We start from the raw sequence: 20,151 nt of genomic DNA on the forward strand, positions 1-20,151 counted from the left end.
GGCACTCCCAATTTATCAGTAACTTCTGGGGCCGAAAAACCGCTCGCTTTCGACGAGCGGTTCTTCACGCAGCCATCCGTGACGGATTAGCCTGTGGCGACGGTCGCGCCGATGGTACGACGGCGAACTGCGCCTCCGACGATACCGAACCCGGCGATCATCATCAGCCAGGCGGCGGGCTCGGGCACTGCTGCGGCCGCCGGACTGGAGGATGCGGTACCGAACGCGGAAATCGTCCCATTGCCGTTGACGCGATACTCCGTCGCGGGAACACCGTCCTGGTGGAAGAACGCGATGTTCTGCGCCGCGCCGGCGTTGAAGCGGACGCCGCTACCATCGAGGAACGTGGGGCCCGTGGTGAAGTAGTAATAGGTCGGATCGCCCGGCGCGGCGAACAGGCCGCTGATCGCGACGTCGTTGATCGTTCCGGAGATGCCGGTAATCGCGTAGGCCGTTTGACCGAACCGATCGACGGCCGTGTCGGATGTCGTGAACACGCCCCGGATGGTCTGAAACGGCCCGTCGAAAAACGTTCTGGTGGTATCGAAGCGAAAGTCGAACTCCGCGGCCGAAACCTGCGACGACATGAAGGCGGCGATAGCCGCGATCCCGAGTGCCAGCTTTTTCATCATCTCTCCCCGGCCTGTCCTGCCCACCTTGCGCGGTTTTCGTGGCCGATGAAGCTACGTGCCGGCATCGGGAATAGTTGCCTCATAGTTAATGCGAGGTCGCGATTCCGTTGAAAGACCTGTGAAGTGTCCTGTCACTCCAGAACCTCTCCGTCGTCATCCATCAAACGACTGAATAATCACCTTTTAACTAATCTCCGGTAGCCCGTCCGCACCAGACGGGAATATCCATTGTCGCTTAGCCAGACCATTACACGGGCCGCACGCATTTCGGGTGATCTGGGAATCCGGACCCTGGACCTGCAGGCCGACATTTCCGCGTTGTCGAACCGCGTCACCGCTCAGGCCACGACGATCGAGTCGGTGGAGGCGCAGACGCACCGGCTGTCGAAGGAAGTGAGCACGGTCGCGGGCGCGGCGCAGGACGCGCGGTCTAATACCGCCGGCGCCTATGCCGTCATCGAGGATTCGAACGTCCAGATCAACGCCGCGACCAGCGACGTCGTGGAGTTGATCGCGCAGGTCAGCCGCATCCACGAGGGGCTGGACGCGTTCACCTCCGCCCTCGCCGAGGTCGGTCAGGTGACGGAGACGATCAACGCGATCGCCAAGCAGACCAACATGCTGGCGCTCAACGCCACGATCGAAGCGGCGCGGGCGGGCGATGCAGGTCGGGGATTCGCCGTCGTCGCGGCGGAAGTCAAGAAACTCGCCGCCCAGACCGCGGTCGCCACCAAGCTCATCAATGGGTCGATCGGGACGCTGGCGACCGAAGCCGACACGATGCTCCACCGCGTCGATGTCGGTGTCGCCAAGGCGCAATCGGCGCACCAGGGCACGAAAGACATTGAATCGCTTGTCGCCCGGCTGGCGCGACTGATGGACGACCTCGCCCGCAACAGCGACACGGTCGCAGACGGCGTCGGGTCGATGGTCGTCGCGGTCGAGGAGGTCGAGGCGGGCCTCTCGGCCCTGTCCAGCACCTCGTCGGACAACGCACTCGGCCTCGAACATCTGTCGGAGCGGGTCTCCGTCGTCAGCGGCGACACCAACGGCCTGTTGCAGATGCTGGCCGAAAGCGACGCCGACATTCCCGACCGGCCCTATATTCGCTTCGGCCTCGATGCCGCACGTCAGGTGTCGGAGGGCTTGGCCGCGGCGATACAGGCGGGCGACATCACGCTTCAGGCCATCATGAGCCAGACCTACACGCCGGTGGCGGGCACGAACCCGCCGCTGTTCACACATCCGGCGATGGCGTTGCTGACGCGGCTGGCGCGTCCGCATCAGGAGGCGGCACGAAGCCTGCCCGGATTTTTCGGCATGAGTTTCACGGATCGTCGATGCTTCGGCGCTGTCGCGATGCCGGAGCGATCCCAGCCGCAGCGTCCGAACGATCCGGTGTGGAACAGCGAGCACTCGCGGGCCGGTCTGGTCTACGATTTCCCCGATACCGCGGCGCAGGTCCTGACGGAGACGCCTTTTTGTCTGAAGGCGTACCGTCGGCCCGTGGCGGGCGGCGGCGTCATGCTGCTGAAGCAGGTGATCGCTTCCATCCATGTCGCTGGGCAACATTGGGGCGTGCTCCAGCTCGCCTACGAAAACCAGGACTGACCCGCTATCTCCACCGCCGCATCTGCCACACGACGCGGCCGATCACGACGACCGGCTCGTCGGAAACAGGAGCCGCGGCGGGATTGTCGCTTGTAGCGATCAGGCCGGACGATGTCCGCGCCACCCGCTTGACCATCAAGGCGTCCGCCTGCCGGATGACATAGACCGCGCCCCGCGGACCGGGCAGCGTGTCCGCGCGATCGACGACGATGTGGTCGCCGTCGAGCAGGCCCGGTTCCATCGAATCGCCCCTGACCCGCACGATCGCTGCCATGCCCGGCTTCAGGTCGAGCGTCCGCGCGAGCGCCGGATCGATCGCCTCCGTCCCGATCAGCGTTTCCGTATCGACCAGCGCCCCCGGCCCCGCCGACGCGAAAACGTCGAGCCGCGGCAGCAGCATCGCCGATGGTGCCGCCGCGCCGCCCAGTTCCTCTTCGCCGATTCCAAAGAACGCCGCCAGTGTCGCGCGATGCCGGTCGGGCAGCACGCGCGGCGTTCCCCTGCGAACATATTGCTGAAGATAGGCGACATTCGTCCCCAGCATCCGCGACAGCGCCGACAGGTTCGTGCCCCGCCGTTCCGTCAAGGTCATCAGCCTGCTGCGCGCATCCGTCATGCCGCATCCCTAATCTAGGAAATTTTCCTAGACAAGTTGGAGAATGGAACAGAACAAGAACACATCATCACCGACTCCAGGAGCTTCCACCGTGTCGCTGCTCATCAAGATCGACCGCTATCTTCGCTGCACCAAAATGCCCGTTTCCAAGTTCGGCCGCCTCGCCTGCAACGATCCCCGGCTCGTCACCGATCTGCGTCGCGGACGCCGCCCCGGCCCCGCCGTGATCGAGCGGGTGGACGCGTTCCTCCGCGACTCGATGCCGCGGGAGATGCAGCCATGAGCCGCGGCCCCAGCGCCATCCTGTCACGCGCCCTCTGCCGCGCGGCGGACGCCGCGGGCGTGCGCGTCGAGGTCGTCGCCGCCAGCGCCTCCGACTGGGCGAGCGCCACCTTCGTCGGGGCGCGTCACCAGATGCGGCTGGCGGCATCGGCATCGCCCGCGCTGGACGCGTGGCTGGCGCTATTGCCGGCCGCCGATATCGTCATGCCGGGCCACGTCCTTGCCGAGCTGTCCGTCGTCCGCTCCTGGCCGACATCGGCCGCGCCGGTCGAGATCGACCTGTCGGCGCTGACGCTGGCCGCATGACACGCCGATAAACAATGCGTCATACGGTCAATAGGCAATTGATATAACGTAACACGCCACCTAGAGGCTCCGCACATCACGTCCCCGCGGAGCCACTTGTTCATGATTCTCCACCGCCTGCTGCTCGGCACCGCCGCGCTCGCCCTGCCCGCCCTGCCCGCCGCCGCTCAGGGACCATCCACCGAAGCATCCAGCGCCGCGACCTCCCAGCCGGCCGATCCCGCTCCCGCTCCGCAAACGACCAGCGCGAACACGCCCCGCGACATCGTCGTGACCGCACCCTTCGCACAGAGCGAGACGGACGTGCTGTCGGGCACCTCGATCGTGTCGGGCGAGGAGCTTCAGCGGGCGCTGCGACCGACGATCGGCGAGACGCTGGCGCATCAACCGGGCGTGTCGGCGACCTCGTTCGGTCCTAACGCATCGCGCCCGGTGCTGCGCGGTTTTCAGGGCGAGCGTATCCGTGTGCTGACCGACGGCATCGGGTCGATCGACGTCAGCAACACCAGCGTCGACCACGCCGTCGCGATCAACCCCCTGATCGCCGAGCGCGTGGAGGTGCTGCGCGGCCCCTCCGCCCTGCTCTTCGGATCGTCGGCGGTGGGCGGCGTCGTCAACGTCATCGACACGCGGATCCCGCGCACGGTGCCGGAGAACGGCTACCGCGTCGGCGGCAACGCCACCTACGGTTCCGCGGCGAATGAGCGTTCGGGCTCCGCCGCCGCCGATGTCGCGGTCGGGGAAGGGTTCGTCGTGCATGCCGACGGTTCGTATCTCAAGACCGACGATCTGGAGATCGGCGGCTACGCCTTGACCCGTCAGCAGCGCGCCGCCGCACTGGCGTCCGCCGCCGTCCAGCCGGTCGACCCCGCCGACCCGGAGTCGATCGACTTCGCCGGCAACGCCGCGATCCGCGGCCGCCTGCCGAACACCGCGTCGGAGACGTGGAACATCGGCGTCGGCGCGGCGCTGATCCGCGACGGCGGCAGTCTGGGCGTGTCGTACAGCCGTTACGACAGCCTGTACGGCGTGCCCGTCCGCTATGCGACCGCGCCGGGGCAGGAGCAGGAAGCGCCGCGCATCGACCTGAAGCAGGACCGCGTCGACCTTCGCGCGGAAGTGGACACCGGCGGCGGCTTCTTCGACAAGGTGCGGCTGCGCGCGGCGATGGCCGATTACACGCATGCCGAACTGGAAGAGGACGGCAGCGTCGGCACGCAGTTCTTCAACAAGGGGCTGGAGGGCCGGTTCGAACTGGTTCAGGCGAACCGCGGCGGCTGGCTGGGCGCGTCGGGCGTGCAGGTGTTCAACCGCCGCTTCGACGTGGAGGGCGACGAGGCGTTCCTGCCGCGCAACGAGACGACGCAGGTCGGCCTGTTCACCTTGCAACAGTTCAACCTGGGCGATTTCCGCGCCGAGGTCGGCGGCCGTTACGAGACGAGCACGCTGTCGGCGCGCACCGCCGTCGACCCCGCACGCTTCTTCTCGGGCACGCGCGATTTCGAGACCTACTCGGCGTCCGCAGGCGCGTCCTATGCCATCGCGCAGGGCGTCCGCATCGGCCTGAACGGATCGCGCACCGAACGCGCACCGTCGGCGGAGGAACTGTTCGCGAACGGTCCTCACGCCGGCACCCAGTCCTACGAACTCGGCAACCCCGATTTCAAGAAGGAAGAAAGCTGGGGCCTGGAAGCGACACTGCACGCGCACGGCAGCGGCTTCAGCTTCGACGCATCGGCCTATTACAACTGGTTTTCCAACTACATCTACGAGACGCAGGTCGCAGCACCAGTCTGCGTCGCGGCGGCGCGGGGCGATGTCGACCTGCCCTGCTTCCAGTATTCGCAGGCGGACGCGCGCTATTACGGCTTCGAAGCGCAAGGGTCGGTCACGCTGGCCCGCGTCGGCGGCTATGCGATCAACGCCGACGCGGTCGGCGATTGGGTGCATGCGGAGGTCGTCGACCGCGGCCCCGTGCCGCGCATCCCCCCGCTGCGGCTGCTCGGCGGGATCGAGGCGCAGGGCGATCACCTCACCGCGCGCGCGGAGGTGGAGCACAGCTTCAAGCAGGACCGGGTGACGGCCTTCGAGACGCCCACGGGCGGCTTCACATTGGTCAACGCCAGCGTCGCGCTCAAGCCGTTCGGTGCGGAGAACGCGACCACGCTGACGCTGTCGGCGAACAACATCTTCGACGTGGTCGCACGCCGGCACGCCAGCTTCCTCAAGGACTTCGCCCCGCTCGCCGGCCGGGACCTGCGCGCGACACTGAGCTTCCGCCTCTAAATCCTCATCGGCGCGGGGATGGGACCGCGAAGCGATGGAGGGGCAGCCACGGGCAACACCGCCTATGACTGCCCCTCCACGGCTTCGGCGCATGCCCCCACCCCGAGGAGGATCGGCCGCAACGCTGGACACTCTGCTCCCGTCACCGTACCGCGTCTTCTAAGGAGACGTACGATGGCAGGCATGGGCAGGTTCGACTGGGAAGACCCCTTCCTCCTCGACGACCAGTTGACCGAGGACGAGCGGATGGTGCGCGACACCGCGCGCGCCTATGCGCAGGACAAGCTCGCGCCGCGCATCGTCGAGGCATTCCAGCACGAGCACACCGACCCGGCGATTTTCGCGGAGATGGGCGAACTCGGCCTGCTCGGCCCGACCGTGCCGGAGGAATATGGCGGCGTCGGTGCCAGCTACGTCGCCTACGGACTGGTCGCGCGCGAGGTGGAGCGGATCGACTCCGGCTACCGCTCGATGATGAGCGTTCAGTCCAGCCTCGTGATGTACCCGATCCACGCTTACGGGTCGGAGGAGCAGAAGCGGCGCTTCCTGCCCGGCCTTGCGGCGGGCACGATGATCGGTTGCTTCGGCCTGACCGAGCCCGATGCCGGCTCCGACCCTGGTGGAATGACGACGCGCGCGAAGAAGGTCGATGGCGGCTACGTCATTTCCGGCGCAAAGACGTGGATCAGCAACTCCCCGATCGCCGACGTATTCGTCGTCTGGGCCAAGTCCGACGCGCATGACGGCAAGATCCGCGGCTTCATCCTGACCAAGGGGCTGCAGGGGCTGGAAACGCCGAAGATCGAGGGCAAGCTGTCGCTGCGCGCGTCGATCACCGGCATGATCCTGATGGATGAGGTCGAGGTCGGCGAGGATGCGCTGCTGCCTGATGTCGAAGGATTGAAGGGACCGTTCGGCTGCCTCAACCGCGCCCGTTACGGCATCAGCTGGGGTGCCTTGGGCGCAGCGGAGTTCTGCCTGCATTCCGCACGCCAGTACGGTCTCGACCGTAAGCAGTTCGGCACGCCGCTGGCGGGGCGGCAGCTGTATCAGAAGAAGCTGGCGGACATGCTGACCGACATCGCGCTGGGCTTGCAGGCGTCGCTCCGCGTCGGCCGCCTGATGGACGAGGGCCGGTTCGCGCCGGAGATGGTTTCGATCGTCAAGCGCAACAACGTCGGCAAGGCGCTGGAGATCGCCCGCCACGCCCGCGACATGCACGGCGGCAATGGCATTTCCGGCGAATATCAGGTCATGCGCCACGTCATGAACCTTGAAACGGTCAACACCTACGAAGGCGCAGCGGACGTCCATGCGCTGATCCTGGGTCGCGCCATCACCGGCATCCCCGCCTTCTAAAATCCTCCCCGGCGCGGGGAGGATCGACTTTGCTGCAATCTCTGGCACCCCGCCCCGCCGCGTGGCATACTCCATCTTCAAAGGAGAGTGCAGTCATGGCCACCGTCGCGCCCATCCGTCCGCAGATGTCCGACGCCGAACATGAGGCGCGGCAACAGCTCGCCGCCTGCTATCGCGTGTTCGACATGCTCGGCTGGTCGGAGATGATCTACAACCATATCACGCTGAAGATTCCCGGCGAATATGGCGCGTTCCTCATCAACCCTTTCGGGCTGCATTTCTCCGAGGTCACCGCGTCCAGCCTCGTCAAGATCGACATCGACGGCAACAAGCTGGCGGATAGCCCCTATCCGGTGAACCGCGCCGGTTTCGTCCAGCACGCGCTGTTCCACCGCCACCTGCCCGATGCGCATTGCATCATGCACACGCACACCACCGCCGGCATGGCGGTGAGTTCGCTGGAGGGCGGGCTCCGGCCGATCAACTTCTACGCCTGCAACTTCGCCGGCCAGATTGCGTACCATGATTTCGAGGGTGTCACCGTCCGCGACGAGGAGGGGCAGCGGCTGCTGGAGCATCTGGGCGACAAGCGCATCATGCTGCTGCGCAATCACGGCATATTGGTGATGGGCCGCACCCTGCCGGAGGCGTTCATCAAGCACTGGTCGCTCCAGCGCGCGTGCGAGATCCAATTGGCGACGCTGTCGATGGGCACACCGCTGGAGGTGTCGGCCGACACCGTCGCCGTGCATCAGCGCGACCTTCATCAGGCGCAGGCTCCGGGTGGCCCCGGCGCGGCGGACTTCGCCGCGATGGTGCGGCTGGTCGATCGCCGCGACACGAGCTGGCGGCAGTAGGGTTCGCCATAATGAAGGTCCAGGTCGCTTAACCTCGATCCACGACCGGCCTTCCGGGATGTGGCAGACGGGGTTGCAGGAGGACCCTCATGCCGCAGCATCTGTACCTGCATCTCGAAAACCATAACGGCCTGCAACGCGACCTTGAGGGCCACAATTACGATACGATCGACGCCGCGGTCGCGGAGGCCGGCCGCACCGCCGGATCGGTAATGGCCGAGGACATTGCCAGCGGCCGGACCCCCGTCGGCATCCGCGTCATGATCGAAGACGCCGACGGCACGCGCATCGCGACGTTGCAATCCTCCACGAACATCGACCGGTGCTGACGATATCGGCTCCTCCGGCGCGGGGAAGGAGCCATTCGCCGGCTAATCGGCCGGCCGCGCCTGATCGAGGTGCAGGTATAATGGGTTGAAATCCGCCCGCTGCTGAAGCCCGACCCAGTCGGCGATCTTCAGGTGCCGCTTGACCCGGACGATCAGCCCCTCGCGCTCCAGTTGCTTCAGCGTGCGGTTGACATGGACCGCGGTCATGCCGGTCGCATCGCCGATCTGCTCCTGCGTCATGGGCAGGTCGTACCCGGCATCGGCCAGCCCCGACTGCCGCAGCCGCACCTCGAATTCACACAGCATGTGCGCCAGCCGCATCGGCCCGTTGCGCCGACCGATGTTCAGGATCGCCTCCCGCACGATCGACGCCTCGATCAGGGTATCCATCCACAGCGCCTGCGCGACGTCGGGGTTTTTGAGCGCCAGCGCGCGCAGGTCGTCGACCGCGAACTCGGCGACATCGATCCGGGTCAGTGCCTGGATGTTGTGGTCCGCCTCGCGCAGGAACAGATGTTGCAGGTCCGTGAAATCGCCGGGAATCATCAGGCCGACGATCTGTCGCCCTCCGTCCGCCGCCAGCTTGTGCCGAAAGGCGAAGCCATCGAGCAACAGGCAGCATTTCGTCGGTCGCGTCCCTTCGCGCAGCATATAGCTCTGTGCCGGGATCGTGCGTGGAATACAGGGCAGACCACGCAATCCGTTCTGACTATTCTCCGACAGGGGAAATCGCGTTTCCAGCTTGGCAATGAGCACATCCTGCGGGCAACTCGCGCCAGCCATCGATCATCCTTATGGCAGCGCCCCACCACGCCGTGACCGACAGGCTAACCCGCCGATCGATCCAAGGCATTCACGCAGGATTGGGCATCGACGACACACATAGGTTTTCTTTTCGAGCACTTGGCTGGCGAGTCTTCGACGACGTCTAAATGTGCGACGCGGCGTTTGCCGGATCGTGCCGCTCGCCTATGGTTGGGCGCAGATGACCCGCTTCACCGTCAACAATCAGGCCGTCGAGTACCGGCTCGATCCCGCCACCCCGCTTCTGTGGGCGCTGCGCGACGCGTCCAACCTGACGGGGACGAAATATGGTTGCGGAACGGGACACTGCGGTGCGTGTACGGTCGATGTCGACGGCCGCGCGATACGATCCTGCCGCATGACGATTGCGGAGGCAGAGGGAGCGTACGTCACCACGATCGAGGGGCTGTCGCGCGAACGCAGTCATTCGCTGCAACTCGCGTTTCTGGCCGACAATGTCGTGCAGTGCGGCTTCTGCGTCCCCGGCATCATCATGGCCGCGTCCGTCCTCCTCCGTCGCAACCCCGATCCGGACGAGGCCACCATTCGCGGCGCGATCACCAACCTGTGCCGCTGCGGCATCTATCCACGGCTGGTCGAGGCCATCGAGCGCGCCGCCCGCGCAGCACGTGGCGAGGAGGTGATCGCCGCCGGCGCGCGGCCCGGGATCGATCCCGCGGATGCCGCGCGTGTCGTACCGGCGCTGGTGCCGCCGAAGCTGTCGGATCGCTGACGAACGGGTTCAGCTTCCATTCGCCGCCTGTTTGGCACAGCTTGTCCATCATAGGAGCCGGCTCGTGCGCCGGCAGTTCGGGACGAGCATCATGATGAGGACGTGGATAGCATCGCTGCTGATGGCCACCACGCTGGCGCCGGTCGCCGCGTCCGCACAGGACGCCGGTGGCGGCCGGGACGGTCGCCGCGGCGAATGGAGCCGGATGCGCGGCGATGCCGGCCAGATGGATCGTGGTCGGCGCGAAGCCGCTCCGCGGGACCAAGCCCGCCCCCAGCCGCAACAGCAGCCGCAGCCTGCGGCTCAGGCGCGATACGACCAGCCCCGCAACCAGCCCCGTCTTGACCAACAACGCCCCGACCAGCCTCGACGCGACCGCCCCAACTGGGGCAACGACCAACGGGCCGGTCGTGGCGACGAGGGGCGCTACGGCATGGATCAACGCTATCCACGCGGGCAGAATGCGATTGGCGAGCAGCCTCGCCCTGATGGCGATCGCCGCGGCTGGCGAGACCGCGGACAGGATCGTGGGCAGGTCGACGGTGACCGTGGCACTCGCCGTCCCGATCGTGACGGTCGTCCCGACTTTGCCGGCAGCGATCGGGACCGGCGCGATACGATCCGCCAAGGTGACGATCGCCGCACCGGCTGGCGCAACGACGACCGCCGCGACTGGAACAACGATCGGCGCCCGGACCAGCAACGCCGCGCTTACGGCTACGGTTATGGCGGCAACAATGGCTGGCGGGACCAGGCTTATGATCGCAGCCGGTTCGAGGATCGCCGGGCGTGGAACCGCGGCTGGCGGACGGAGAATCGCTACGACTGGACGCGCTACCGCAGCACGAACCGCAACGCCTACCACCTGCCGCGCTATTATGCGCCGTACGGCTGGAACAGCTATCGCCGCCTGTCGATCGGCTTGAGCCTCGCGCCGCAGCTTTGGGGACAGAATTACTGGATCGCCGATCCGTGGAGCTATCGCCTGCCCGATGCCTACGGCCAGTATCGCTGGGTGCGCTATTATGACGACGCGCTGCTGGTCGATCTCGACTCCGGTCAGGTGGTCGACGCGGTCTACGGCATCTTCTGGTAATCGCTACGACAAGATCCGGCGGCATGTCCGCCGGGTCTTGCCAATACCGCCCAGATCGGCGGAAAAGCGCGCATGAGTTTCTTCGCCCGCAAGTCCGCGCCAAAGCCCTCCCCCGCCGCGCAGGGACGCCGACAGGTCGGCATCGATGTCGGCCTGCGCCTCGACGCCAATCCTGCCGTAATCCGCGCGCCCGTCGATGGGGCGCAGGTTTATTTCCATCACGACTTCCTCGATGCGGCCACCTGCACGCGCATGGTGGCGATGATCGATACGAACCGCCGGCCCTCGACCTTGCTGTCCGACCGCAACGATCAGGGTTTCCGCACCTCCGACAGTTGCGACATGGATCGCTGGTCGCCGGACGTGCAGCCGATCGACGAGGCGATTGCCGCCCTGCTGGGCATCGAACCCGAGCATGGCGAGACGATGCAGGGCCAGCGCTACGCCCCCGGCCAGCAATTCCGCGCGCATCACGATTACTTCCACGAGAGCGAAAGCTATTGGGAACGGATGCAGCGGGAGGGCGGGCAGCGCACCTGGACCGCGATGATCTACCTCAACGATGTCGAGGATGGCGGCGCGACATGGTTTCCACAGGCGGGGATCAAGGTCGCGCCCAAACGCGGCCTGCTGCTGACGTGGAACAACATGAACGCGGACGGGCTGCCCAACGAGGCGACCATCCACGAAGGCATGCCCGTCGTCGCCGGCGTGAAGTACATCATCACGAAATGGTTCAGGGAAAATCGCTGGGTGCGATGACGCTTTCCGATGGGCGGCGTCGGCTTACGCCGCCTTCGGCAACGGGCAATCCGGATGCAGCAGATCGGCCGCGATCAGTTCCTGCCAGAAACCGTCCGGAATGGGCACCGCGAGCAGCGCTCGCGTCGCCGCGACCTCCTGCGGACTGCCCAGTCCCGGAATGACGCTCGCCACTTGTGGGTGTGCCAGCGGCAGGCGCAGCGCCGCGGCGGCGAGCGGCACGCCGTGGTCGGCAGCGATCGCCTCGATGCGGGCGACGCGGGCGACGACGGGCTGCAACGCGGGCGCATAATCGTACCGCATCGTCGCGTCCGTCTGCGTCCCCTGCGCCAGGATACCGGAATTGTACGGGCCGCCGATGACCACCGGCGTGCCCGTTCGCGCGCAGGCCGGAAACAGCGCCGTCAACGCCTCCTGCTCCAGCAGCGTGTAGCGCCCCGCCAGCAGCACGACGTCGAGCCGGGTTTCCGCCAGCAGGTCGAGGCAGACGGCGATCTCGTTCAATCCTGCGCCAAACCCGGTGATCTCGCCCGCCGCGCGCAATTCCTCCAGCGCCGCCAAACCCCCGCCCCGCGTCAGTTGTCGCCAGGTCCTGTCATGATCCTCGCCATGCTGCCGCCGGCCAATATCGTGGATGTACAGCAGGTCGATCCGCGCGATTCCGAGACGTTGCAGGCTCTGTTCCCACGACCGTAGCACGCCGTCCCGGCTATAATCGTAGACACCGCGAAACGGCATTGGCGAGTGGAAGCCATCGAGCGCGCCGCCATGCTCTTGCACGATCGACATGTCGGGCAGCATCAGCCGGCCGACCTTGGTCGACAGCACGATCCCCTCGCGGTCGCGGAGGGCGTCGCCGATGCGCCGTTCGCTCAACCCGCGTCCATAATGCGGCGCGGTGTCGATGTAGCGGATGCCCGCGTCCAGCGCGGCCGTCAGCGTCTGCGCGGCGACATCGTCCGGGATCGCGCGATACAGGTTGCCGAGCACGGCCCCACCCAGGCCGATGCTGCTCACCGACAGGCCGGTATCGCCCAGCACGCGCCGGGGTATCATCGATCCGGACTTTGTCATCTGACACGCAACATAGGTTGGTTTCTGCTCCTGATGGATTGACCGATCCAATGTTATCGCATCCCCCGACGTTTCGGTCTGGACGGACGATTACGACTGGTTCATCCGCGCGCCGGCTCCCCGAGCGAATAGAAGCGGCGAGCGCATCCGGCCATCAGATCGGCGAGCGCCGCCCCGCCCAGCCCCGACAGCCTCGTCGCCGCGTCGAGCCAGCCGCCGTGATCGTCCCCGACCAGCGTCAGTACGGGCCAGTCGCTACCCCACATCAGCCGCGATCCGAACCGCTCCACCAGATACCGAACGACCGGCTGCAACGCAGCGTCGTCCTGTCCCGCGGCCCGCAGAGCCGACAACTTGCAATACACGCCCCGCTCGGCCAGATCCGCGATGCCGACCGCCCACGCATCCAGCCGATCCGGCGTCGTGAACGGCTTGGCCCCGTGATCGATCACGAGCGGCACATCCCCCCACCGGTCCACGAAGCGGGCGAGCATCGGCAGATGTCGCGGTTCGGCCAGCGCATCCAGCCGCAGACCGTGATCCCGGACGGCCTCCAGCGCGGGCACGAGCGCTTCGTCGAGCAGCCAATCGGTATCCTCGATACATTGCAGCATCGGCCGCAATCCACGCATCTTCGGGTGCGCCGCCAATGTCGCGATCCGGGCCGGTGCCGAGGCGGCGGCGAGATCGACCCAGCCGACCACGCCCAACATCATCGGCTCGCACGACGCGATCTCCAGCAGCCAGTCGGTATCCGCGTCCGTCGCCTGCGATTGCACCAGCACGGTCCCGGTGACGCGCGGATCGGCGGCGGCATGGAAATCGGCGGGGGTGTAATCGCGGAATATCGTCGGCAGTTCGGGACCGGGCCAATGATGGCCCGGCAGCGTCAACGACCAGCAATGCTGATGCGCATCGATCACGTCCACGTCATGGTGCCGGGTGACGGGCAGGAGACGGCGACGCCGGTATGACACTCATCCCTGTCGCCGCTCCCACGACAGCGGCGGCATGGATCGCTCCGGCGATTTCGTCGCTTGCCGAGTGGCGTGGCTGTGCCCGAGAATGACCCGATCGAGCGTCGTCGAAGATCGGGGTTACGGTATGAACGAGATCCGCACCCCCGCCTTCACCATTTGCCAGACGATCGTCGGCGAGCTGACGCTGGTGGCGGATGCGGACCGACTCATCGCCGTCCTGTGGCCGGATGATCGACCTGCGCGGGTGCCGTTGCCGCCGCTCGTGCGCGACGATGCCCACCCCGTGCTGCATATGACGATGGGGCAACTCGGCGAGTATTTCGCCGGAACACGCCAAGCCTTCGACCTTCCCCTCCATTTCATCGGCACCCCGTTCCAGCGCAGCGTGTGGCAGGAGCTGCTCGTCATCCCGTACGGAGAGACGCGTAGCTATGCGGAGATCGCCCACCGGATAGGTCGGCCCGGCGCGGTGCGCGCCGTCGGAGCCGCCAACGGACGCAATCCGCTGTCGATCGTTGCGCCATGTCACCGTGTCGTCGGATCCAACGGCACGCTGACCGGGTTCGCGGGAGGACTGGCCGTCAAACGCCGTTTGCTTGCACTCGAAGCGCCGCCGCTCTTCGCCCGGGCGGATCACCTGGCCTCGTCGGAGGGAGGCAGCGTGGACCGACGCGGTCCTTCGTGATCCCAGCGAACCATGCGAACCGACGCTCGCGGGATTGCCACGCGAACACGCCGACGCTCGGGCCCGGCCGCATCGCACGGTTGGGTGCAATCGCCACCGGCCGTATTGGTGCGGACGGCGGGACTCGAACCCGCACTCCATCAGGAAACCGATTTTAAGTCGGCAGCGTCTACCGATTCCGCCACGCCCGCATCGACCGCCACGAAGCGCAGCCGCACCTGCCAGTCAAGCACTGCCCGCACCTTTGCCATCCTGTTCACGGTCGACCCGCCCCCGGTCTGCAATCCATCACGTCACCGCGTGCGGAGCAACCGTTTGCAGTCCTGTTGAAAACACGACCGCGCGGCAGGTCATACGTTCAGGCGAGATCGCATTTCCTTGCCGGGCTTGAAATACGGAACCCGCTTGGCATCCACGTCGACCGCTTCGCCGGTGCGTGGATTACGCCCCGTCCGGGCATCGCGCGCACGGGTCGAGAACGCGCCGAAGCCACGAATTTCGACCCGTCCGCCCGCGGCGAGACGGTCCGTAATCTCATTGAAGAATGTAGACACGATCATCTCGACTTCGCGGGGCGTCAGATCCCTGTGAGCGTCGGTAAGTCGTTGAACTAGTTCGGAACGAATCACGATATTTCCACCCCCCGGCGGCTGAGTTGAAGAGGTTGATACAAGTCAACTTGCGCGGAGGAAAGACCGTTTCGGAGGAAATTATACAAAAAAAGGCCGGGATCGCTCCCGGCCTTCGTTTAGAGCTGAACTGGTATCAGCGATTACTTCTTTTCGTTCTGAGCCTTCAGCGCGGCGCCCAGGATGTCGCCGAGCGAAGCACCCGAATCCGACGAGCCATACTGCGCAACAGCATGCTTTTCCTCGGCAATTTGCATCGCCTTGACGGAGAAGGTGGGCTTCTTCGAACGATCGAAGCCGGTGACCATCGCGTCGAACTTCTGACCGACCTGGAAGCGCTCCGGGCGCTGCTCGTCGCGGTCGCGTCCCAGATCGGTACGCTTGATGAAGCCGGTCGCGCCGTCGTCGCCCTGCTGCACTTCGAGACCCGCGTCGCGAACCTCGAGGACGGTGACGGTAACGACCGCGTTCTTGTTCAGGCGATCGCCCGCTGCGGTGGTGCCGCCGGCGGCCGGGCCACCACGCTCCAGCTGCTTCATGCCGAGCGAGATGCGCTCCTTCTCGGGATCGATGTCGAGCACGATCGCCTGGACGGTCTCGCCCTTGCGATGCAGCGCCAGCGCATCCTCACCCGACACGCCCCAGGCGATGTCGGACATGTGGACCATGCCGTCGACGTCGTTGTCCAGGCCGATGAACAGGCCGAACTCGGTGGCGTTCTTGACTTCGCCCTCGACGGTCGAGCCGATCGGATGGGCCGATGCGAACGCCTCCCACGGATTGTTCTGCGCCTGCTTCAGGCCCAGCGAGATGCGGCGCTTGTCCTGATCGACCTCGAGCACGACGACTTCGACTTCCTGCGAGGTCGACACGATCTTGCCCGGATGGACGTTCTTCTTCGTCCACGACATTTCCGACACGTGGACCAGACCCTCGATGCCCGGCTCCAGCTCGACGAACGCACCATATTCGGTGATGTTCGTGACGCGGCCCGACAGCTTGGCGCCGATCGGATACTTCGCCGATGCGCCGTCCCACGGATCCGACTCGAGCTGCTTCATGCCGAGCGAGATGCGCTGCGTGTCCTTGTTGATGCGGATGATCTGCACCTTCACCGTGTCGCCGATGTTGATCATCTCGGACGGGTGATTGACGCGCTTGTAGCTCAGGTCGGTGACGTGCAGCAGGCCGTCGATGCCGCCGAGATCGACGAACGCACCGTAATCGGTGATGTTCTTGACGACGCCGTCGATGATCTGACCCTCGTGCAGGCTCTGGATCAGGCCCGAACGCTGCTCGGCGCGGGTCTCTTCCAGGACCGCGCGGCGCGAGACGACGATGTTGCCGCGCTTGCGGTCCATCTTCAGGATCTGGAACGGCTGCGGGATGTCCATCAGCGGGGTGACGTCGCGCACCGGACGGATATCGACCTGCGAACCCGGCAGGAACGCAACGGCGCCCGACAGGTCGACGGTGAAGCCGCCCTTGACGCGACCGAAGATCGTGCCCTCGACGCGCGCCGACTTGGCGAACTCGACCTCCAGCTTGTCCCAGGCGGCTTCGCGGCGGGCGCGGTCGCGCGACAGCATCGCTTCGCCGTGCATATTCTCGACGCGGTCGACGTAAACCTCGACTTCGTCACCGACCTTCAGCTCGGCCTTCTGGCCGGGGGCGGGTGCGAATTCGCGCAGGGGCACGCGGCCTTCCGACTTCAGGCCGACGTCGATGACGGCCATGTCGTTTTCGATCGCGGTGACGGTGCCGTGAACGACGCGACCCTCGAAGCTGTCGGCGCCGCCGAACATGTCATCGAGCATCGCCGCGAAATCGTCGCGCGTGGGCTGAACCTGGGTTGCCATAAAAAAAGCGTATTCCTCGGTCTGTTTCCGGCCAAGCGGTTGGTTCCGCTGGTCTTGGCCTGAACGCCGCGACGACCCCATGCCGCCACGGCATCCGTTCGAACCGATGCAGGCGGAGGAGATTCGCGGCTATGCGAAAAGGGCGCAAGAGGACATGCCTCCGCGCCGACCTCCGCGAGCCACAGCCCGCCGGACACGGCCGGATAGCGCAAAACCGGCTTGCGGGCAAGGTCGCATGGACCGCCCGCCCCTCCTATTCGGCGGTCTTCGCCTTCACCGCGAGCGCAGCATCGACCAGCACGGTCGCACGCCGGATCGACTCCTCGATCGACAGGAAGGTGGTGTCGAGCAGCGCGGCGTCGCTCGCCATGATCAGCGGTGCCGCATCGCGGCCGCTGTCGCGCGCGTCGCGAACGCGGATATCGGCGAGCACCCGGTCGAAGCTCGTCGTGTCGCCGCGCGACTGAAGCTCCGTATGCCGGCGGCGCGCGCGGATCTGCGGCGTCGCCTTGACGAACAATTTCGCATCCGCGTCCGGTGCGATGACCGTCCCGATATCGCGCCCGTCGAGCACCGCCCCGCCCTGCTGGTTGGCGAAGCGTCGTTGCCTCTGGAGCAGCGACGCGCGGACCAGCGGATGCGCCGAGACGATCGACGCGAGTTGCCCGACATCGTCGTCGCGCAACGCGGGATCGGCCAGCGTCAGGTCGTCGAAGTCGCACGCCGCGACCGCGTCCGCCTCCCGCGTCGGGTCCAGCTCCAGCCGCCGCACGGTGAACGCCACCGCGCGATACAGCAGCCCGGTGTCGAGGTGCGGCAGGCCGTAATGGCGGGCCAGGGCCCTGGCGATAGTACCCTTGCCCGATGCGGCAGGGCCGTCGACGGCGATGATCATAGGTCGTGCCTTTGTAGCCAGCCACGCAACAGCGCGACCGATTCGTCCGGGCGGTCGGTGAAGATGCCATGCGCGGCGCCCGGCACCACCGCCCATTCTGCGCCCGGCACGCGCGCGGCGAACGCCGCCAGCGTCGCCGGCCGCGCCTCGTCATACTGGCCGCCGACGAACAGCGTCCGCCGTCCGTCCAACCGTGCCAGCAACGGCTCTCCGTCGTAACCCTTCAAACTACCGGTCGCGACGAACTCGCTGCGGCCCCACATCGCTTCGTACAGGCGGGGATTGAACCCGCGGCCCGACTGCGAACGATAGGCCTTGTGCCCCTCGCTCGCCGGCTCGCGGCCGTTGTAGGCGGCGTAGAACGCACCGGTCGCGGCGTCGCACGTCGCGGGCTGCGGGGCCGGCAGCGAGTCGCAGCGGACCAGTTCCTTCTGCACATCGGCTGGCAATTCGCGCCGCAGCGCATCGGCATCGGCGATCCAGCTTCGCGTCGAGATCAAGGGACTGGCAAGGATCAGGCTCGCCAGCGCCTGCGGTCGGCGAGCGCCATATTCCAGCGCGATCGTGCCGCCCCAGCTATGCCCGACGACATGCCAGCGCCGGACGCCCAGCGCCCGCGCGATCGCGTTCAGTTCATCCACGAACCGCGCCACGCGCCAGTTGTTCGGGTCGTCCGGCCGATCCGACCGCCCCGAATCGAGCTGGTCGTAGAGGATCACCGCGCGCTCGTCCGCCAGCGCCAGCGCATCCAGATACGCGCCGTGAGTGCCACCCGGCCCGCCGTGCAAAAACACCACCGGCGGCTTCGGCCCGTTCAGGTCGCCGTTGACCCGGACGTAGATGCGACCACCCTCGACCGGCACCATCGCCTCGCGATCGGGCTTGGGATAGCGCGCAGGTCCCCGCGCCCAGCCCGGCGCCGCGGCCAGCGCGGCGAGGCCGGCGACGAACTGGCGCCGATCGATCCTCAATCGATCACCCCTCGACCGACCACCTCGGCCCCGAGCGAAATGGCGACGCCCACGAAACCCGGATAGCTGGTCGCAATCGGACTGGCGTCGCCGATCGTCACGGCCTTGCGCGCATGCAATCCGGCCACCGCCATGCTCATCGCGATCCGGTGATCCAGATGCGTCTCGATCGTCGCACCGCCCGCGATCGACTCGCCGCCCGAACCCTGTACCGCCAGCCCGTCCTCAAACTCTTCGCAAACGACCCCGCATGCCTCCAGCGCCGCCTTCATCGCCGCGATCCGGTCCGACTCCTTGACGCGCAGCTCATGCGCGCCCCGCGCCACCGTCCGACCCTGCGCGAACGCCGCCGCCACGAACAGCGCCGGATACTCGTCGATCATGCTCGGCGCGAGGTCGGGCGGCACCTCGATCGCCGACAAGGCCGCGTGGCGCACGCGCAGGTCCGCGACCGGCTCGCCGCCGACGGTCCGCGCGTCCAGTTCCTCGATATCCGCGCCCATCAGCCGCAACGCAGCGATCAGGCCGGTGCGCGTCGGGTTCATCCCGACATTGACGACGGTGACGTCCGATCCCGGCACGATGCTCGCCGCGACCAGCCAGAACGCCGCCGACGACGGGTCGCCCGGCACGACGATCTGCTGCGGGCGCAACTCCGCCTCGCCGTGCAGCGAGATCACGCGACCCTTGGGCGACGGCTCCACCGTCAGCGTCGCGCCAAACCCAGCCAGCATTCGCTCGGAATGGTCGCGAGTCGCGATCGGCTCGATCACGCGCGTGATGCCGGGCGTGTTGAGCCCGGCCAGCAGGATCGCAGACTTCACCTGCGCCGACGCGACCGGCAGCGTGTAGGTGATCGGCACCGCCGGGCAGAGGCCGCGCAGCATCAGCGGCAGGCGACCGCCCGGACTGGCGGTCACGTCCGCGCCCATGCTCATCAACGGCTCGATCACCCGCCCCATCGGTCGCTTCGACAGCGATGCGTCGCCGACGAACGTCGCGGTGATCGGATGACTGGCGACCAGCCCCATCAACAGTCGCGTCGACGTCCCCGAATTGCCCATGTCGAGCGCATTCGCCGGTTGCAGCAGCCCGCCGACGCCGACGCCGTGGATCGTCCACGCACCGTCCTCGCCCCGCGCGATGTCCGCCCCCATCGCCCGCATCGCGGCGGCGGTGGCGAGCACGTCCTCCCCCTCCAGCAGGCCCTCGACGCGGCTTTCCCCGACCGCGAGCGCCGACAGCATCAGCGACCGGTGACTGATCGACTTGTCCCCCGGCACGGTCACCCGCCCCGTCAACGGACCGGCGGCGACGAGCGTGAGCGGCTGGGATGATGCATGCGACATAGGCGCGGCGCTTTGACAGTCGGGCAATGCTATGGC

General features: G+C 66.7%; 21 protein-coding genes and 1 tRNA gene. 11 read left to right on the forward strand and 11 right to left on the reverse strand.

Features of this window, described 5'->3' with window-relative positions; translation table 11 throughout:
• Positions 1-86: 86 nt before the first annotated feature.
• On the reverse strand, positions 87-629 hold the full coding sequence (locus AC0CH8_RS16455) for a PEPxxWA-CTERM sorting domain-containing protein (protein ID WP_465240823.1): 543 nt from the start codon (positions 627-629) through the stop codon (positions 87-89).
• 231 nt (positions 630-860) lie between these two features.
• On the opposite strand from AC0CH8_RS16455, the gene AC0CH8_RS16460 reads away from it, so the two are divergent.
• Positions 861-2,243, forward strand: coding sequence for a methyl-accepting chemotaxis protein (locus tag AC0CH8_RS16460; RefSeq protein WP_465240824.1), 1,383 nt, complete (start codon positions 861-863; stop codon positions 2,241-2,243).
• A gap of 4 nt (positions 2,244-2,247) precedes the next feature.
• On the opposite strand, the gene AC0CH8_RS16465 is transcribed toward AC0CH8_RS16460, so the two are convergent.
• Positions 2,248-2,859, reverse strand: coding sequence for a S24 family peptidase (locus AC0CH8_RS16465; RefSeq protein WP_465240825.1), 612 nt, complete (start codon positions 2,857-2,859; stop codon positions 2,248-2,250).
• A 91-nt stretch (positions 2,860-2,950) separates the two neighbouring features.
• Here AC0CH8_RS16465 and AC0CH8_RS16470 point away from each other — a divergent pair, with 91 nt between their 5' ends.
• From AC0CH8_RS16470 to AC0CH8_RS16495, 6 genes are all read left to right on the forward strand, one after another.
• Positions 2,951-3,142, forward strand: a complete 192-nt coding sequence (locus tag AC0CH8_RS16470) for a hypothetical protein (protein ID WP_204197438.1) — start codon at positions 2,951-2,953, stop codon at positions 3,140-3,142.
• Complete coding sequence (locus tag AC0CH8_RS16475; RefSeq protein ID WP_465240826.1) at positions 3,139-3,447, forward strand: hypothetical protein; 309 nt, start codon at positions 3,139-3,141, stop codon at positions 3,445-3,447. The genes AC0CH8_RS16470 and AC0CH8_RS16475 overlap by 4 nt, the downstream gene beginning before the upstream one ends.
• Positions 3,448-3,549: 102 nt before the next feature.
• Positions 3,550-5,733 carry a TonB-dependent receptor gene (locus tag AC0CH8_RS16480; RefSeq protein WP_465240827.1) on the forward strand — a complete coding sequence of 728 codons (2,184 nt, stop codon included), beginning with the start codon at positions 3,550-3,552 and terminating at the stop codon, positions 5,731-5,733.
• A 174-nt stretch (positions 5,734-5,907) separates the two neighbouring features.
• Positions 5,908-7,092, forward strand: a complete 1,185-nt coding sequence (locus tag AC0CH8_RS16485; RefSeq protein WP_465240828.1) for an acyl-CoA dehydrogenase — start codon at positions 5,908-5,910, stop codon at positions 7,090-7,092.
• Positions 7,093-7,187: 95 nt separating this feature from the next.
• A complete protein-coding gene (locus AC0CH8_RS16490) occupies positions 7,188-7,949 on the forward strand; it encodes a class II aldolase/adducin family protein (protein ID WP_465240829.1) in 762 nt (253 codons plus the stop codon).
• Positions 7,950-8,038: 89 nt separating this feature from the next.
• Positions 8,039-8,278, forward strand: coding sequence for a DUF6894 family protein (locus tag AC0CH8_RS16495; protein WP_465240830.1), 240 nt, complete (start codon positions 8,039-8,041; stop codon positions 8,276-8,278).
• Positions 8,279-8,320: 42 nt separating this feature from the next.
• Here AC0CH8_RS16495 and AC0CH8_RS16500 read toward each other — a convergent pair whose 3' ends face one another.
• Complete coding sequence (locus AC0CH8_RS16500; RefSeq protein ID WP_465240831.1) at positions 8,321-9,061, reverse strand: Crp/Fnr family transcriptional regulator; 741 nt, start codon at positions 9,059-9,061, stop codon at positions 8,321-8,323.
• A 202-nt stretch (positions 9,062-9,263) separates the two neighbouring features.
• Here AC0CH8_RS16500 and AC0CH8_RS16505 point away from each other — a divergent pair, with 202 nt between their 5' ends.
• From AC0CH8_RS16505 to AC0CH8_RS16515, 3 genes are all read left to right on the forward strand, one after another.
• Positions 9,264-9,815: a (2Fe-2S)-binding protein gene (locus AC0CH8_RS16505; protein WP_465240832.1), complete on the forward strand. Its 552-nt coding sequence runs from the start codon at positions 9,264-9,266 to the stop codon at positions 9,813-9,815.
• A 64-nt stretch (positions 9,816-9,879) separates the two neighbouring features.
• Complete coding sequence (locus tag AC0CH8_RS16510; protein ID WP_465240833.1) at positions 9,880-10,911, forward strand: RcnB family protein; 1,032 nt, start codon at positions 9,880-9,882, stop codon at positions 10,909-10,911.
• A gap of 72 nt (positions 10,912-10,983) precedes the next feature.
• Entirely contained in the window at positions 10,984-11,673 is a 690-nt protein-coding gene (locus tag AC0CH8_RS16515) for a 2OG-Fe(II) oxygenase (protein WP_465240834.1), read from the forward strand.
• Positions 11,674-11,697: 24 nt separating this feature from the next.
• Here the strand turns inward: AC0CH8_RS16515 and AC0CH8_RS16520 are convergent, their stop codons facing one another.
• Positions 11,698-12,747: an aldo/keto reductase gene (locus AC0CH8_RS16520; RefSeq protein WP_465240835.1), complete on the reverse strand. Its 1,050-nt coding sequence runs from the start codon at positions 12,745-12,747 to the stop codon at positions 11,698-11,700.
• 101 nt (positions 12,748-12,848) lie between these two features.
• A complete protein-coding gene (locus tag AC0CH8_RS16525) occupies positions 12,849-13,670 on the reverse strand; it encodes an amidohydrolase family protein (RefSeq protein WP_465240836.1) in 822 nt (273 codons plus the stop codon).
• 181 nt (positions 13,671-13,851) lie between these two features.
• Here AC0CH8_RS16525 and AC0CH8_RS16530 point away from each other — a divergent pair, with 181 nt between their 5' ends.
• Entirely contained in the window at positions 13,852-14,412 is a 561-nt protein-coding gene (locus AC0CH8_RS16530) for a methylated-DNA--[protein]-cysteine S-methyltransferase (protein WP_465240837.1), read from the forward strand.
• A gap of 106 nt (positions 14,413-14,518) precedes the next feature.
• Here AC0CH8_RS16530 and AC0CH8_RS16535 read toward each other — a convergent pair.
• From AC0CH8_RS16535 to aroA, 6 genes are all read right to left on the reverse strand, one after another.
• Positions 14,519-14,603 (reverse strand) — tRNA-Leu (locus tag AC0CH8_RS16535).
• A 159-nt stretch (positions 14,604-14,762) separates the two neighbouring features.
• The gene (locus AC0CH8_RS16540; protein WP_204197425.1) at positions 14,763-15,041 is read right to left on the reverse strand and encodes an integration host factor subunit beta; all 279 of its coding nucleotides are present in this window, start codon (positions 15,039-15,041) and stop codon (positions 14,763-14,765) included.
• Positions 15,042-15,184: 143 nt separating this feature from the next.
• Positions 15,185-16,900 (reverse strand): 30S ribosomal protein S1, encoded by a 1,716-nt coding sequence (gene rpsA, locus AC0CH8_RS16545; RefSeq protein WP_204197424.1) that lies wholly within the window; start codon positions 16,898-16,900, stop codon positions 15,185-15,187.
• A gap of 253 nt (positions 16,901-17,153) precedes the next feature.
• Positions 17,154-17,795: a (d)CMP kinase gene (gene cmk / locus AC0CH8_RS16550; protein ID WP_465240838.1), complete on the reverse strand. Its 642-nt coding sequence runs from the start codon at positions 17,793-17,795 to the stop codon at positions 17,154-17,156.
• Positions 17,792-18,766 (reverse strand): proline iminopeptidase-family hydrolase, encoded by a 975-nt coding sequence (locus tag AC0CH8_RS16555; protein WP_465240839.1) that lies wholly within the window; start codon positions 18,764-18,766, stop codon positions 17,792-17,794. The genes cmk and AC0CH8_RS16555 overlap by 4 nt, the downstream gene beginning before the upstream one ends.
• Positions 18,763-20,115, reverse strand: a complete 1,353-nt coding sequence (gene aroA, locus AC0CH8_RS16560) for a 3-phosphoshikimate 1-carboxyvinyltransferase (RefSeq protein WP_465240840.1) — start codon at positions 20,113-20,115, stop codon at positions 18,763-18,765. The genes AC0CH8_RS16555 and aroA overlap by 4 nt, the downstream gene beginning before the upstream one ends.
• Positions 20,116-20,151 lie beyond the last annotated feature (36 nt).

This window comes from Sphingomonas sp. AC435 (genome assembly GCF_979253005.1).

Bases quoted from the DNA above. Each gene is read 5' to 3' on its own strand.
- AC0CH8_RS16455 (WP_465240823.1), bottom strand. From the start codon at position 629: ATGAAAAAGCTGGCACTCGGGATCGCGGCTATCGCCGCCTTCATGTCG.
- AC0CH8_RS16465 (WP_465240825.1), bottom strand. From the start codon at position 2,859: ATGACGGATGCGCGCAGCAGGCTGATGACCTTGACGGAACGGCGGGGC.
- AC0CH8_RS16475 (WP_465240826.1), top strand. From the start codon at position 3,139: ATGAGCCGCGGCCCCAGCGCCATCCTGTCACGCGCCCTCTGCCGCGCG.
- AC0CH8_RS16480 (WP_465240827.1), top strand. From the start codon at position 3,550: ATGATTCTCCACCGCCTGCTGCTCGGCACCGCCGCGCTCGCCCTGCCC.
- AC0CH8_RS16485 (WP_465240828.1), top strand. From the start codon at position 5,908: ATGGCAGGCATGGGCAGGTTCGACTGGGAAGACCCCTTCCTCCTCGAC.
- AC0CH8_RS16490 (WP_465240829.1), top strand. From the start codon at position 7,188: ATGGCCACCGTCGCGCCCATCCGTCCGCAGATGTCCGACGCCGAACAT.
- AC0CH8_RS16495 (WP_465240830.1), top strand. From the start codon at position 8,039: ATGCCGCAGCATCTGTACCTGCATCTCGAAAACCATAACGGCCTGCAA.
- AC0CH8_RS16500 (WP_465240831.1), bottom strand. From the start codon at position 9,061: ATGGCTGGCGCGAGTTGCCCGCAGGATGTGCTCATTGCCAAGCTGGAA.
- AC0CH8_RS16505 (WP_465240832.1), top strand. From the start codon at position 9,264: ATGACCCGCTTCACCGTCAACAATCAGGCCGTCGAGTACCGGCTCGAT.
- AC0CH8_RS16515 (WP_465240834.1), top strand. From the start codon at position 10,984: ATGAGTTTCTTCGCCCGCAAGTCCGCGCCAAAGCCCTCCCCCGCCGCG.
- AC0CH8_RS16520 (WP_465240835.1), bottom strand. From the start codon at position 12,747: ATGACAAAGTCCGGATCGATGATACCCCGGCGCGTGCTGGGCGATACC.
- AC0CH8_RS16530 (WP_465240837.1), top strand. From the start codon at position 13,852: ATGAACGAGATCCGCACCCCCGCCTTCACCATTTGCCAGACGATCGTC.
- rpsA (WP_204197424.1), bottom strand. From the start codon at position 16,900: ATGGCAACCCAGGTTCAGCCCACGCGCGACGATTTCGCGGCGATGCTC.
- cmk (WP_465240838.1), bottom strand. From the start codon at position 17,795: ATGATCATCGCCGTCGACGGCCCTGCCGCATCGGGCAAGGGTACTATC.
- aroA (WP_465240840.1), bottom strand. From the start codon at position 20,115: ATGTCGCATGCATCATCCCAGCCGCTCACGCTCGTCGCCGCCGGTCCG.